Source organism: Bacillus sp. 204(2023) (genome assembly GCF_037027505.1).
Classification (GTDB): domain Bacteria; phylum Bacillota; class Bacilli; order Bacillales; family Bacillaceae; genus Bacillus; species Bacillus subtilis.
Genome location: NZ_JAXCHE010000006.1, coordinates 63,601 through 78,326, shown reverse-complemented (window position 1 = coordinate 78,326; position 14,726 = coordinate 63,601). Strand labels below are relative to the sequence as shown.

The window sequence follows — 14,726 nt, the reverse complement described above, 5'->3', positions numbered from 1 at the left end:
CTGCTTCTTCCTTTCCTCTTCAATTACTGCTTTTCAATAGGAGCAAATGCTGCTAACAGGCGTTTCACGCCGACAGGGCTCGGGAAGGCAATATCGAGCTCCGTCCCTTCTCCTTCGCCTTTCACGCTGACGACAGTTCCTGTTCCCCATTTTTTATGGCCCGCCTTATCTCCGACTGCCCAGTTCAAGGTGTCGCCGCCTGTTTTGCTGGCGTAGGATACCGGGCGTGAAACAGGGCCGCGTCTCGGCTGCATTTTTCTCGCAGACGTCGCTCTTGTTTCTTTTTTCTCATTTAGGTTTTCCAATAAATCATCCGGTATTTCAGCAATGAAGCGAGATTCCGGGTTCATATTTGTCCGGCCAAACAAGGTGCGCATTTTAGCATTGGTCAGATAAAGCTCCTGTTCCGCCCTTGTAATCCCAACGTACGCAAGGCGGCGTTCTTCTTCCATTTCCGCTTCCTCCATGAGTGAACGGCTATGCGGGAAGACGCCTTCTTCAAGCCCCATCAAGAAAACAACCGGGAACTCCAGTCCTTTCGCGGCGTGCAGTGTCATCAGCGTGATTGCATCCTTGCCGCCTGACTCTTCCTCCTTCTGGTCGAGCTGATCAATATCTGCGATCAACGCCAAGTCTGTCAGAAACGCAACGAGTGTCTTGTCTTCACTTTTCTGTTCAAAGTTTTTCGTAACAGACAGGAACTCGTCGATATTTTCTAAACGGCTTTGGGCTTCGATTGATTTCTCAGCCTTCAGCATTTCTCTGTATTCCGTCTTATCAAGAATTTCTTCTGTCAGTTCTGTAATGGATAAGTAATCCTGCATATTGGTCAGGTTTTCAATCATCTGTCTAAAGCTGTCAAGCGCGTTTGCCGCTTTGGCACTGACGCCGATAAAATCAACCTGCTGAATCGCTTGGAAAAATGACAAGCCGTTTATGGCCGCATACGAAGCGATTTTTTCAAGTGATGTCGCGCCGACTCCGCGCTTCGGCACATTGACAATGCGCGTGAAACTGATATCGTCATCCGGATTGGATACGAGGCGGAGGTACGCAAGAATGTCTTTAATTTCTTTTCTGTCATAGAACTTTGTGCCGCCGACAATGTTATAGTTCAAACCCGCTTTGAGAAGCGTTTCCTCGATCACACGGGACTGCGCGTTTGTCCGGTATAATATGGCGATATCAGACAGCTTCCGCTTGCCTGAGCTGTGAAGCTGATGAATTTTGCCGGCCACAAACTGTCCTTCACCGAACTCATTATCACCGCGATAATAGGAAATTTTGATGCCTTCATCGTTTTCCGTCCACAAATTTTTCGGTTTGCGGTTAGAGTTGTTTTTAATGACCTCGTTTGCCGCGCGCAAAATCCGTTTCGTTGAACGATAGTTTTGTTCTAGCAAAATCACGCTTGCATTCGGATAATCTTTTTCAAATGAAAGAATGTTGGTGATATCCGCGCCGCGCCATCTGTAGATTGACTGATCAGAATCCCCCACAACGCAAAGGTTCTGGAAACGCTCGGCAAGCTGCTTAACGAGCATGTATTGCGCCCTGTTCGTATCCTGATACTCATCAACGTGAATGTACTGGAATTTGCGCTGATAAAATTCAAGCACTTCCGGCACTCGGTCAAACAGTTTAATCGTCGTCATAATCAAATCGTCAAAATCGAGCGACTGGTTTTTCAATAGCTTCTTCTGATAATCAGCATATACATCGCTGACCACCTGATCGTAGTAGCCGCCGGCAACTTTAGAGAATTCCTCCGGTTCGGTCAATTCGTTTTTTGCACTGCTGATCGTGCCGAGGATGCTTCTCGGGTCAAACTTCTTCGGATCAAGATTGCGCTCCTTCAAAATCCCCTTGATCACTGAAAGCTGGTCCGCCGTATCAAGAATGGAGAAATTTCGGTTGATCCCAATCCGGTCGATATCTCTGCGCAAGATCCGCACGCACATACTGTGGAATGTGGAAATCCAGATATCGTCCGCGCCGGGTCCAAGGATGCTTTCTACACGTTCTTTCATTTCGCGTGCCGCTTTATTTGTAAATGTGATCGCCAGAATGTTCCACGGCGCTACATGCTTTTCCGCCATTAAATAAGCAATTCTATGTGTCAGGACACGCGTCTTTCCGCTTCCCGCTCCCGCCATCAGCAAAAGGGGCCCGTCCGTTGTTTTGACTGCTTCCTGCTGAACGGGGTTTAAACCGCTTAGTAATTGATTGCTAATATAATTCAAAATTTGTTCACCCGCCTATACAAAACATATGTTCTATCATAAACCAAATCCGTACAATTTACTACTCGCCTTTCACAGCCGCTACTGTTTTCAAAGCCCTGTCAAAATCTTCATACACAGCATTGCCTACAACGATCACGTCCGCATGCTCTGCGTACTGCTTGGCCGTTTCCGCATCCTTGATGCCGCCGCCGTAAAACAAGGTGGACGTTTCCAATACAGCCTTCGTTTTCTTGACAGCTTCTATGTCTCCAAGCACGCCGCTGTATTCTAAATAAAAAATCGGCAGTTGCAGCAGCTCCGACACACGCGCATAGGCGACAATATCATCCATATTCAGATCGGCGTCCGCTTCAGTCAGTGCCGCGGCTTTGCAATCTGGATTTGCGATGCAGTAGCCCTCCGCCACGATTTCTTCCATAGACATCAGTTCTCCGTATTCCTTCATGGCTTTCTGGTGCATTCCGACAATCCAATCCGCGTTTTTGCTGTTTAATACACTCGGAATAAAATATAAGTCAAAGCCGGGAACGATTGCTTCAATCGCTGATACCTCAAGGACACACGGCACCAAAAACCGTCTTACCTTAGACATCATCCGCAGGACATTATCCTCTGTCACACCATCGCTTCCTCCGATAATGACCGCATCCGTTCCTGATTCGCAAAGAATCTCCAGCTGTTCGTCAGGCAAATCTTTATTTGGATCGAGTTTAAAGACATGCTTCCACTCCGTTACATCGTACACGTCATACGTTCCTCCATTCGTTTGTTACCATTTAAACATTATAACAAATTCACATAGCGCGGAAAAACGGAAAAAGCCGTTAATCTCGTTATTCACTGAAAAAGGTGTTTTGATTCTATTTTCATAAAAAAAGAGCATATGGCAGTACCTGCTCGCTGAGTCCAGTATCGGCAAAAGCACACATTTTTCACCAGATTCCTTCTGCTATTGTTTGGAAAGTGTTCAACTGTGGAAATGGTTACATAAAAAGGGAGGCTGAGAGATGGACACCATCATAATAGCACTCATCGCATTTATCATAGGGATCATCGCTATCCCGATCGTCTTGTTTGCCTGGATCTACATAAAGGATGAAAAACAGCAGGAGCACTCAATTCTTCGCAACTATCCCGTCATCGGAAGGTTTCGGTATATCCTTGAAAAAATCGGGCCGGAGCTCAGACAGTATTTATACAGCAATGACAATGAGGAGCAGCCTTTTTCACGAAAGGAATATGAGCAAACCGTCATCTCCGGCAAATACAAAAGCAGAATGATGGGCTTTGGATCTGTAAGAGATTTTGATAAACCTGGCTATTATATCCGTAACGCTATGTTTCCAAAACAAAGGGAAGAAATGCACGTAAATCAAACGCCAAAAATTGAAACCCAAATCTATAAAATGGATGCTGACAATCTATTCAAACGCAAGGAGCATGCCGAACATATCAAGGCAGACCCGTACTTTCTCCATCCTGATGATGTACAGGTGATTGGCGAGCATACATGCGAGAAGCCATTTTATGTGAAGGGATTAGTCGGCCAGTCTGCCATGAGCTACGGTTCCCTTGGAGAACGGGCAATTACGGCGCTCTCAAAAGGGCTCCATCAGGCAGGCGGCACCTGGATGAATACAGGTGAGGGAGGATTGTCTGAGTATCACTTAAAGGGCGGCGCCGATATCATTTGCCAAATCGGTCCGGGCCTATTCGGCGTGCGCAAAAAAAACGGAGAATTTTCATGGGAGGAATTTAAAAGAAAAAGCAGGATTGACCAGATTAAAGCGTTTGAGCTAAAGCTGGCACAAGGAGCGAAAACCCGGGGCGGCCATGTGGACGGCGCCAAAGTATCAGAGGAAGTGGCAGACATTCGGAATGTCGAACCTGGAAAGTCGATTGACAGCCCGAACCGCTTTTATGAATTCTCAAACCCTCCTGAAATGCTCGACTTTATTGAAAAACTTAGAGATGTCGGGCAAAAGCCAGTCGGCATCAAACTGGTCGCAGGGCATCCTGAAGAATTGCATGAGCTTTTCTCTCATATGCAGAAAAGCGGAAAGCATCCGGATTTTATCACGATCGACGGAAGTGAAGGCGGTACCGGAGCTTCCTTTTACGAGCTCGCGGATACAGTCGGCCTTCCGATTATGACAGCGCTGCCTATTGTTGACACGCTTCTTAAACAGTACGGCTTGCGCAGCCAGCTGAAAATCTTTGCTTCCGGAAAGCTCCTGACTCCTGATAAAATCGCGGTCGCCTTAGCCCTCGGCGCTGACTTTGTCAACATCGCACGCGGCATGATGTTTTCCGTTGGCTGCATCCGCGCTCTCGTCTGCCACACCAACACCTGTCCGGCAGGTGTGGCGACGACAGATCCGAAATTGCAAAAAGCGTTGAGCGTTGAGGAAAAACAGCATCGTGTCTGCAACTACGTCATTTCCCTGCGCGAGGGGCTGTTTAACCTTGCAGCCGCAGCAGGGATCAATTCGCCGATTCACTTTTCCAAGGAGCATGTTGTCTATCGGAAAGAGGATGGCAGCACAGTTGACATTGACAATCTGATTGAGAAAATTGTTTCATAAAAAAACCGCCCCTTGCCAGACGGCAGGGCGGTTTTTTATTTGGAAGAAGACTCTGTTTCATTCTCCTTCACACGGTCAAGCGCCATTTCATAAGCGTCATTCCCGTAATTTAAGCAGCGTTTCACACGGGAAATCGTAGCCGTGGAAGCGCCTGTTTCTGTTTCAATCTTATGATACGTGTTTCCTTCGCGAAGCATGCGCGCCACTTCAAGGCGCTGAGCCAGCGATTGAATTTCGTTAATTGTGCATAGATCATCGAAGAATCGGTAACATTCCTCCAGGTCTTTCAGCGATAAGATCGAGTTAAATAACTGGTCCAGCTCTTTGCCGCGTAATTTATCGATTTGCATCGTTACACACCTTCTCCTTTACTAATGGAAGCCGCATCAAGATCAGGTACGATATTGATCCAAGTCTTTCCTGGCACAAACGGAAGCCACTTGCCGTCTTTTACCGGCACAATTCTGCCATTCACTTGTTTCCAGTCTGTTTCAATGACGTTTCCGTGCTGAAACAACAGACCTTTTCCCCCTGATTCCAAGTCGATGTCCCGCCTTCCATCTTGATCAATAATATGATGGCTGGCTTCAACAATGAAAATATTTTGCATTGCAACTGGCTTTCCGGTTTCCCGGTCTGTCGTTATGACACCATCAGAGCTTCTTGTATAAGATTCAGCTTTTTTATCATAGTTGTATTCGACAAGATTTGTAACGTTATTTGTTCCATAATCTACCCGAACATTGTAAGATTCATTTGCAGGTTTTGCATCTGATGTTTGAAACAGCAGCGGATTTGTTTCCTGCTTCAGCTTATAACCCTTTTGTTCCGCCGCCTTTTTTATGTAATCATAAGACGTATAGGAATTGTGGGGCGGTTTGCTGAAATCAGCTCTCCAAAATAAGCTTCCGTCAAAATCCAATCCGTTTATATAATCGGCAGCTCCGGATTCCAGCTGCTCTTTGGCGCCGGGACTCCAGCCGTGATGGACAAATATGCTGTCAAAGCCATTGCTGAGAGTGACGAAATATTCCCGCGCGCTCCGCACAGGTCCGACAGTTTCAGGCATCTGGCTTTGGAAAATGGCCAGAAATCTTGTGATTTGCCCTTCGGCTAGCGCTTCTATGACAATGTCGGCTTTAGACAGACCCGACTGCGGCCTCGCTTTCGGGTGATTGTTCACCACAACAGCAACAGGGCGGCGTTCAGTCACTTTCTGTTCAGTCTTTAGCCCCGTTAAAGGAGCTTTCAGCTTCTTTGCAGTATCCGGGACAGCATCCTTCTGCTGGCAGGATACCAGCAGAAAAAACACGAAACACAGCGCGCAAACTGTCATCCATTTTTTCATATGTCGGCTCCCTGCTCTTTTATATTTTAACGCATTATCGATGGAAAGAGTACAGTTTTTTTCATGACGTCGAAGATTCCTCTAGGCGTAATGCGTATATACGGAAGGTGCGTACTTTGCAAAAAGAGCAGCGTATAGATAGGATCGCAAAACTCATAGCCTCTTTCAGTCAAAAGATCTCTCAGCTTTTGTTCCTTCTCAAGCACGTCTTCATATGCTTCCGAAGAGGCGCAGCCGCACAGCGCAAGCGAAATTTCATGCAGAATGTTTCCGTTCTCCGCTAAAACAATTCCTCCTCCGATTTCTTTCATGCGGGCAAAAGCGAGCAGCATATCCGCTTTATTTTTTCCAATCGCGACAATGTCGCCCGTCGTCGTAAAGGAACTTACAAATCCCTGCACGCTTGAGGCAAACCCTTTTATCATCGTATTGACGCGCCATTTCCCGTGTCTGTCGAGCATCGTCAAATAACTTTCATCATGGTCAAACGAGAGCTGTTCCATCGAATTGTCGATCTCAATCATATACGGCTCCATAATGACCGCATTCCGCATTTTCACGCCCATCGGCATAGAAAACTGCAAGTCATCCATCGTCATATCATATGAAAGCTCAAGCGGGACAAGACCGCCTTTGTGCCAGTCCGTCTTTGTAAACGCCTTCAAATCACAGCCGTCTTCACGCAGAATGGTCCCTTTTGACAGAACAGTCACGGGATTCGGATTTAACGGATCTTCCAATATGTTCAGCGATGCCAGTCTACCCGGTCCGACAACTCCTAAATAATCATCCATTTGGTAGTACTTTGCGATATTAAATGATGCCATATTGTAGGCATCGATTGCAGGTACGCCTTCTTCTAACGCGATGCGAATCAGCTCGTTTGTCATGCCGCCTTTATAGAAATTCGGGGTTGCGCCATCTGTCGTGTAAAAGAAGTGTTCATAATAGCGGAAGCCCTTCTCATGCAGTTCTTGCAAGATTTTTCTTACATCAGGGCGAATGGAAGAGTTCCGAAGGGAAACATAATAGCCCAGTTCCAGCCTTCTCATCACTTCATCACCTGTCATCGCTTCATGATCACAATCCGCACCGAACAGCTTCATTTTTGTAAGCGTTTTATCAGAAGCGCCGGGAAAATGCCCTTCAATGCGTTTTCTCTGTTTCTTTGTAGCTTGCATGCAGTGGAGCATTAAATCATCACCATCTACCAGACGAGGCCATCCGGTCATTTCTCCGCCTTGAATCACATCCGGATGTTCAATCCACTGTTTTCTGACGTCAAATGGAAGGACGTGGTCCTCGTTCAGAACCTCGGTCTGGAGGTCATAGCGTGACCACCAAAAATACTGGACAGGCTGCTTTTTGAGTTCATTCAAAATCGTAAGCGCTTTCTTTTTTCCGCTTTGCAAAAGCAAGAATAAGTTATCATTCACGAATGTCGTTGTTCCGTATTGAGACACATATTCCGCCAGTGTTTGGGGATTATATATTTGAAAAGGATGTGCGTGCGGTTCAATATAACCTGGCACAATGTATTTTCCTTCACAATCAATCGTATGAATTTCTTCGGCTCTATTCGGAAGTTCATGACCCACATAAACAATGCGGTCCTGATAAATCCAAATGTTTTTTTTCAGCCATTGTTTTACATATGGATTTAAGACGAGAGCATTCCGTAAAAGGAGCGTTGGAAGCAGCTTTGAGTCTACAACATCAACCTGTGCCCTGATGTCTTTGTTTTTCCAGTTAAAGGTGCGTTCGGACATTCACATACTCTCCTTTACATGTATTAGACTCATGGTATCATATCCTTCCTCATCACGCACGATAAAAACGTTACAAATTTTTGAAGGTTCGATTAAAAAACTTTTTTAAGTAAAAGGAGCGGATTTCCTTGAAGCCAAACATCAGTCTCATCAATGCCGTGTTCAGAATCGCCTGCGGATTGACGATTATGTCAGCCGCCAGTGCAAAGTTTACGAAAAAACCTTGGTGCAGAATGCATCTCTTTTACATCTTTATGGGGGCCATGAAAGCGGGTTCGGGAATCTTGCGCTTCTGTCCTGTGACCTACATGTTTCAACACAGTGATTCTGGAAATAACGAGCATCAAAACGGATAAATGGAAAAGCTTGATCACAAAACGTGATCAAGCTTTTTTTTATGTCCACCCTTTGTTTTCATATAGAAATATCCTGCAGCTGCCAGCACTGCCGGATAAAGCAGTGCCCAGCCGCTGAATGAATAAATCACCGCGCACGCCACAAATGCCCCGAGCGCCATCCACCAGCCTATATCTCTCCTGCCCAGCAGTTTCAGTGCTGCCGCCATTGTACATATGTAAGATGCGATAAAAGCCGCGCTCGGCCCTTTCAACAGAGTCGTCAAATCGATTTGAAACAGGCCATGCGCCGCAAGCACTAAGCCAAACACTGCGGCCATCGCTGTCAAGACGCGAATAGGCGTACGTTTTGTCGCACTGAGTTTTCCAAAAAATACGGGTATGTGCCCCTCTCTCGCCAATGCGTACACCATTCTTGAAAAACCAGCAATATTGGCATGGATGGTGGCGAATGTAATAAACAGCGCTAAACATACCGTGACATATACACCGCTTTCTCCTGCACCTTTTGAAATGAGCATGGCAAGCGATGCAATTTCTCCATTCTCTCCATATGAATGAGTCCCCACCGTCACATATGACAGCATGATATACAGCCCTGCCACACAAGACGCTGCCAAAAACAAGCTGAGCGGGACATCTTTTTCAGGGCGATGAAATTCCTCAGCCAATGGAGTAATCATTTCCCAGCCTACAAAAGAGAAAAAAATCATAACAGAAACAGATCCAGCAGCAGACCAGCCATGCGGAAGAAACGGCTTGAATTCTGCTATCGTGACGTGTGGCAATGACACAGCAATAGAAGTGACAAGCAGAAATACGATGACACAAATAACGAGTGTACTGATGTTTGCGGATAGTTGAATGCCTCTCATATGAAGCAAAATAGATATAGCCAGCATGCAACCAGCAATCAATGTAATCTGCCAATCGGCCGCCTCTGTGATGTAACTGACGTAATGCGCGCCAGTCAAAACGATGATGGGAACGCCGATCGGAACGGACCCTAACATGATCCAGCCCAAAATAGCCCCGGCTTTTTTCTGAAAGGCCAGCTGCACATAAGCAGTGATTCCTCCCGCGCTGGGCGCTATTTTCACAAGCCGGGCCAGCGTGCCGACAAGAAGAAAAGATAAAAAAGACATGAATACCCAGACAAATAAAGAAGCCGGACCGGCCGTATCCGCGGTAACAGACGGCAAGATTAATATCCCGCATCCTAAAACCGCTCCAATCGTTAACGCCGTCCCTTGTATCCAAGTAATAGAGCGCTGTAATTCTGGCAACATGATGCCTCCTCTCTGATTGATGGCTCTATTATAGAAAAAATAAGACGGCATCCATATGCTACAATGAAGGTAAATCAACAGCATTGCCTTATGATCAAAGGAATTTTCATTCATTTCCCTAAATATGTAAAGGAGCCGGACAAATGGACGATACAGACCTTCAGATTCTCTCGCATTTGCAGCGAAATGGAAGATTAACAATGGTTGAGCTGGGAAAGCTTGTCGGACTCAGCTCGCCAAGCGCGGCGGAGCGTGTCAGGAAGCTTGAAGACAAAGGAGTGATTACCGGCTACAGCGCGAATATCTGTTACGAAAAACTAAACAAGCATGTCACCGCTTTTATTCTCATGGAGCCGAAAAGCTGCAAGCACTACGCCGCCTTTGCAACATCGCATCCTGATGTAGCAGAAAACCACCGTATCACGGGTATGTACAGCTATGTGACAAAGGTCGTGACAGAATCGGTACATACGCTTGAGGATTTTATTGACGCCTCGATGGCCCATGGAAAACCAACCACGCTCGTTGTGCTTTCTTCTTCCAGCTGCCATCCCGCTTTTTGATAACAAAAAACCCGCAGCTATTCTGCGGGTTTTCCTCACTTATTTTTGGGCAGCCTTTAAAGCGCGTGCCCCAATGTCTTTTCTGAAAAAGAGTCCCGGTTTGAATATTTCATCAACCGCTTTGTACACTCGGTCTCTAGCCGCTTCAAACGATTCATCAAAAGCTGTCACATTGGCGACGCGCCCCCCGTTTGTAACGAACTCTCCGTCTTCTGCTTTCGTTCCGGCATGGAAGACCACGACCTGCTCAGTTTCCGCAGCAAGGCTGCCGATCGGCGTGCCTTTTGCGTAGCTTTCCGGATACCCTTCTGAAGCAAGCACAACACTCACTGCCGCGGTATCCTTCCATCTTAAGTCAACTTCCTTATCATCTAAAAGATCAAGAAGCACCTGTACCAGATCAGATTCCATGCGCGGAAGCACGACCTGTGTTTCCGGATCGCCGAAACGGGCATTAAATTCAATGACCTTCGAGCCGTTTTCAGTAAGCATCAATCCAGCGTACAAAACGCCAGTGAAGGAGCGGCCTTCTTGTACCATTGCTTTTGCGGCCGGCTTTACGATCGTTTCTACAGCATGGCGAACCGTTTCTTCCGAAATTTGCGGAACTGGAGAGTAAGCGCCCATTCCGCCCGTATTCGGGCCTTTGTCTCCATCAAACGCACGCTTGTGATCCTGGGCAATCACCATTGGATACACTTTTTCTCCTTTGACGAAGGCCATTAGAGAAAATTCTTCACCAGAAAGGTATTCTTCAATGACAACGGACGCGCTCGCATCACCGAACTTTTCATCTTCAAGAAAGTCATGCAGACACGCAATTGCTTCTTCCTCTGTCATAGCAACAGTAACGCCTTTTCCAGCCGCAAGTCCATCTGCTTTTATCACAATCGGAGCACCTTTTTCCTGCACATATGCCTTCGCCTCATCAAAGGATGTAAACGTGTCGTATTCTGCGGTCGGAATGTCGTATTTCTTCATTAAGTCTTTAGCGAACTGTTTGCTTCCTTCGATGATCGCCGCGGCTTTTGACGGGCCGAACACGCGCAGACCCGCTTTTTCAAATTCATCCACCAGACCTTCAATTAAAGGAACCTCAGGGCCGACAATGGTCAGGCCGACCTGATTTTGTTTTGCAAATGAGACAAGCCCTGCGTGGTCGCTTTCCTCAATGTTTACAAGCTGTGCGGAAGCTGCCATGCCGTCATTTCCGGGAGCGGCAAATACATTCTCGACGAGGCTGCTTTGCGCTGCCTTCCACGCCAGCGTATGTTCTCTTCCGCCTTTACCGATAATTAATATATTCACGTCGTTTTCATCCCCTTAATGTTTGAAGTGTCTGATGCCGGTGAATACCATGGCAATGCCGTATTCATCCGCTTTTTTGATGGAATCCTCGTCACGCACAGATCCCCCCGGCTGAATGATAGCCGTAACGCCCGCTTCTGCTGCTTCTTCAACAGTATCCGGCATTGGGAAAAATGCATCAGATCCGAGCGCGCTGCCCTTCGCTTTTTCCCCTGCTTGCTCGATGGCGATTTTTGCCGATCCGACGCGGTTCATTTGGCCTGCTCCCACGCCGACTGTCATGTTGTCCTTTGCGAGAACAATCGCATTTGATTTCACATGCTTCACGACTTTCCAAGCAAGCTTCAAGTCTTCCCACTCTTGCTCGTTCGGCTCTCTTTTTGTCGGAATGCTAATCTCAGCATCATCGAAGCCGTGCATATCTAAATCTTGAATCAGCAGCCCGCCTTGAACAGATGTCAGCTGTTTTTCCTTTTGAACAGCGGCGGATACGTCAAGCGTCAGCAGACGGAGATTTTTCTTCGCAGTCAGGACGTCGAGCGCTTCTTGGCTGAATGAAGGCGCAATGATGATTTCTAAGAAAATGTTGTGAAGCGCTTCGGCAGTTGCCTTGTCCACTTCACGGTTCAACGCGATAATGCCGCCGAAGATAGATGTTTTATCCGCTTCAAACGCTCTGTCAAACGCTTCAGCGATCGTTTTTCCTGTTCCCACGCCGCACGGGTTCATATGCTTCACGGCAACAGCAGCAGGTTCAGTGAATTCACGAACGATTTGAACTGCCGCATCCGCGTCTTTAATGTTGTTGTAAGAAAGCTCTTTTCCGTGAAGCTGTTCTGCTTGCGCAATGGAGCCTTTGACAGGAAGAGCTGTTTGATAGAAAGTTGCTTCCTGATGCGGGTTTTCTCCATAGCGAAGCGATTGTTTTTTCTCAAATGTCACAGTGAATTGCTCTGGTTCTTTTTCACCGACAACATTTGTCAGATAGTCAGCGATCAGTGCATCATATGCCGCAGTATGACGGAATACTTTTGCCGCGAGCTCGCGTTTTTTCTGAAGAGATACGCTGCCTTCTTCTTTGATTTGATTCAGCACTGGGCTGTAATCGGCCGGATCGACGATAACCGTGACATCCTGATGGTTCTTTGATGCCGCACGCAGCATGCCAGGTCCGCCGATGTCGATATTTTCGATCGCTTCTTCATATGTGACGTCTTCCTTAGAAATCGTTTCTTTAAATGGATAGAGGTTGACGACAACGAGGTCAATCGGCTGAATCCCGTGTTCATTGATCTGCGCCATATGCTCTTCATTGCCGCGAACCGCCAGAAGGCCGCCGTGAATATTCGGGTGAAGGGTTTTTAACCGGCCGTCCATAATTTCAGGGAAGCCTGTCACTTCAGAAATTCCGATCACATCCACACCGTTTTCTTGAAGAAGCTTTTTCGTTCCGCCTGTGGAGATGACTTCAACGCCAAGATCTGTCAGTTCTTTTACGAAAGGAACGAGATTTGTTTTATCTGAAACACTGATTAACGCACGTTTAATTGTCATGCCTTTTCACCTCTGTTATTTAATCCTAATAGCTGTTTAATCACACTCGGATACCATTTATGCTCAAGCTTGTGAATCCGCTGTTCGATTGTTTCCAATGTATCATGTTCATCAATTTCGATTGCCTTTTGAGCGATGATCGGACCTGTATCCATTCCTTCATCGACATAATGCACGGTGATTCCGGCCACCTTCACACCCGCCCGGTATGCCTGTCCGACTGCGTCGATTCCAGGAAACGCCGGAAGTAGCGACGGGTGAATGTTAATGATTTTTCCTCCATATGCTTGAAGGAGCGTATCACCGATCAGCCTCATATAGCCGGCAAGAACAACCAATTCAACCTCGTGAAGACGAAGCTGTTCAATGATGGCTTGTTCAAATGCAGCCTTGTTTTCATAAGACTTCGGCTCAAATGCAAAGGATGGAATGTGGAATGCTTCCGCCCGTTCGATGACTTTCGCCTGCGGTTTGTCGCAAACGAGGAGCGCTGCTGACGCATCCCAGTTCTCCTCCTTCAAACGCGTAACGATTGCTTCGAAGTTTGAACCGTTTCCTGATGCAAATACCGCAAACTTTTTCATGAAAGTGCCGCACCGCCGAATGTGACGCCTTCACCTTTTTTCACACGCCCGATTAAATAGGCTTTTTCGCCATGGCTTTCAAGCGTTCCGATCACATCTGTCAGATGCTCTTCTTTGACAGCCAAAACAAAACCGATACCCATATTAAAGACGTTGAACATGTCTTCTTCCTTTAGCTGGCCGTACTCTTGCAAGAAAGAAAAAATTGGCGGGATCGGCCATGAGCCATGATCAATTTCCGCACTTAAGCCTTCCGGAAGCATACGCGGAATATTTTCAATAAATCCTCCGCCTGTCACGTGCGCCATGCCGTCGATTTTTCCGCTTTTGACCGCGGCAAGCACAGGCTTCACATAAATCCTTGTCGGTTCAAGCAATTCCTCGCCAAGCGGGCGTTCAAACGGCTCATATGTTGTATCGAGGTCCAGCTCCGCATCTTCCAGAAGCACTTTTCTGACAAGGGAAAAGCCGTTGCTGTGAAGGCCGCTGGAGCTGAGGCCGATCAACAGATGGCCCTCTTCAATGTTTTCTCCAGTCACGATTTCGTCCTTTTCTGCCACTCCGACTGAGAAACCGGCAATATCGTATTCATCAGCTGTATAGAGTCCCGGCATTTCAGCCGTTTCACCGCCGACTAAGGCTGAACCTGACTGCTCACAGCCTTCCGCAACACCTTGTACAATCTGTTCAATTTTCACTGGGTCCGCTTTGCCGACTGCTAAATAATCGAGGAAAAACAGCGGCTCTGCACCTTGTGCCAGCACGTCGTTGACACACATCGCAACAGCGTCCACGCCGATTGTGTCATGCTTATCCATGGAAAAAGCGAGCTTTAATTTTGTGCCGACACCGTCCGTTCCCGAAATGAGAACTGGCTTTTGATAAGAAAGCTCAGACAGGTCAAACATACCGCCAAAACCGCCAAGGCTGCCCATAACGCCAAGCCGTTTCGTGCGCTCCACGTGTTTTTTCATTCGTTTTACAGCTTCATATCCGGCTTCGATGTCAACTCCTGCGTTTTTATATGCTTCAGACATCCTATTCACTCCTTTAAGGCGCTTTTCAAAATATCTCCCCGAACGAGGGCAGAAAGAGAAAGGCAGCCGAACTGCGCTGCCTTTATG

13 protein-coding genes are annotated in these 14,726 nt (G+C 47.0%); 3 read left to right on the top strand and 10 right to left on the bottom strand.

The annotated features are described in order from the left end of the window. Nucleotides 1-23: 23 nt before the first annotated feature. Nucleotides 24-2,243, bottom strand: coding sequence for a DNA helicase PcrA (gene pcrA / locus WA279_RS13365; protein WP_015383008.1), 2,220 nt, complete (start codon nucleotides 2,241-2,243; stop codon nucleotides 24-26). Between the two features lie 61 nt (nucleotides 2,244-2,304). Then, the gene (locus WA279_RS13360; protein ID WP_003233922.1) at nucleotides 2,305-2,991 is read right to left on the bottom strand and encodes a heptaprenylglyceryl phosphate synthase; all 687 of its coding nucleotides are present in this window, start codon (nucleotides 2,989-2,991) and stop codon (nucleotides 2,305-2,307) included. A gap of 262 nt (nucleotides 2,992-3,253) precedes the next feature. Here WA279_RS13360 and WA279_RS13355 point away from each other — a divergent pair, with 262 nt between their 5' ends. After that, nucleotides 3,254-4,831, top strand: coding sequence for an FMN-binding glutamate synthase family protein (locus WA279_RS13355; protein WP_336155602.1), 1,578 nt, complete (start codon nucleotides 3,254-3,256; stop codon nucleotides 4,829-4,831). Nucleotides 4,832-4,866: 35 nt separating this feature from the next. Here the strand turns inward: WA279_RS13355 and WA279_RS13350 are convergent, their stop codons facing one another. The 3 genes from WA279_RS13350 to WA279_RS13340 are packed head-to-tail and all read right to left on the bottom strand — an operon-like array spanning nucleotide 4,867 to nucleotide 7,948. Then, nucleotides 4,867-5,181: a YerC/YecD family TrpR-related protein gene (locus WA279_RS13350; RefSeq protein WP_014479070.1), complete on the bottom strand. Its 315-nt coding sequence runs from the start codon at nucleotides 5,179-5,181 to the stop codon at nucleotides 4,867-4,869. 2 nt (nucleotides 5,182-5,183) lie between these two features. Then, nucleotides 5,184-6,179: a DUF3048 domain-containing protein gene (locus WA279_RS13345; RefSeq protein ID WP_268548461.1), complete on the bottom strand. Its 996-nt coding sequence runs from the start codon at nucleotides 6,177-6,179 to the stop codon at nucleotides 5,184-5,186. Between the two features lie 26 nt (nucleotides 6,180-6,205). Beyond that, nucleotides 6,206-7,948: an adenine deaminase gene (locus WA279_RS13340; RefSeq protein WP_336155601.1), complete on the bottom strand. Its 1,743-nt coding sequence runs from the start codon at nucleotides 7,946-7,948 to the stop codon at nucleotides 6,206-6,208. Between the two features lie 128 nt (nucleotides 7,949-8,076). On the opposite strand from WA279_RS13340, the gene WA279_RS13335 reads away from it, so the two are divergent. After that, nucleotides 8,077-8,304, top strand: coding sequence for a YgaP family membrane protein (locus WA279_RS13335; protein WP_003233931.1), 228 nt, complete (start codon nucleotides 8,077-8,079; stop codon nucleotides 8,302-8,304). A gap of 14 nt (nucleotides 8,305-8,318) precedes the next feature. Here the strand turns inward: WA279_RS13335 and WA279_RS13330 are convergent, their stop codons facing one another. Beyond that, complete coding sequence (locus WA279_RS13330) at nucleotides 8,319-9,593, bottom strand: APC family permease (RefSeq protein ID WP_336155600.1); 1,275 nt, start codon at nucleotides 9,591-9,593, stop codon at nucleotides 8,319-8,321. A 143-nt stretch (nucleotides 9,594-9,736) separates the two neighbouring features. Between WA279_RS13330 and WA279_RS13325 the strand changes: the two genes are divergently transcribed. After that, the gene (locus WA279_RS13325; RefSeq protein WP_015252648.1) at nucleotides 9,737-10,156 is read left to right on the top strand and encodes an Lrp/AsnC family transcriptional regulator; all 420 of its coding nucleotides are present in this window, start codon (nucleotides 9,737-9,739) and stop codon (nucleotides 10,154-10,156) included. 39 nt (nucleotides 10,157-10,195) lie between these two features. Here WA279_RS13325 and purD read toward each other — a convergent pair whose 3' ends face one another. From purD to purM, 4 genes are read right to left on the bottom strand one after another with little or no spacing between them, the layout of a single operon-like run. Continuing rightward, on the bottom strand, nucleotides 10,196-11,464 hold the full coding sequence (gene purD, locus WA279_RS13320) for a phosphoribosylamine--glycine ligase (protein ID WP_336155597.1): 1,269 nt from the start codon (nucleotides 11,462-11,464) through the stop codon (nucleotides 10,196-10,198). Nucleotides 11,465-11,479: 15 nt separating this feature from the next. Then, nucleotides 11,480-13,018: a bifunctional phosphoribosylaminoimidazolecarboxamide formyltransferase/IMP cyclohydrolase gene (gene purH, locus WA279_RS13315; RefSeq protein WP_335388945.1), complete on the bottom strand. Its 1,539-nt coding sequence runs from the start codon at nucleotides 13,016-13,018 to the stop codon at nucleotides 11,480-11,482. Further along, entirely contained in the window at nucleotides 13,015-13,602 is a 588-nt protein-coding gene (purN, locus tag WA279_RS13310) for a phosphoribosylglycinamide formyltransferase (RefSeq protein WP_003233943.1), read from the bottom strand. The genes purH and purN overlap by 4 nt, the downstream gene beginning before the upstream one ends. Next, nucleotides 13,599-14,639 carry a phosphoribosylformylglycinamidine cyclo-ligase gene (purM, locus tag WA279_RS13305; RefSeq protein ID WP_336155594.1) on the bottom strand — a complete coding sequence of 347 codons (1,041 nt, stop codon included), beginning with the start codon at nucleotides 14,637-14,639 and terminating at the stop codon, nucleotides 13,599-13,601. The genes purN and purM overlap by 4 nt, the downstream gene beginning before the upstream one ends. Between the last annotated feature and the right edge of the window lie 87 nt (nucleotides 14,640-14,726).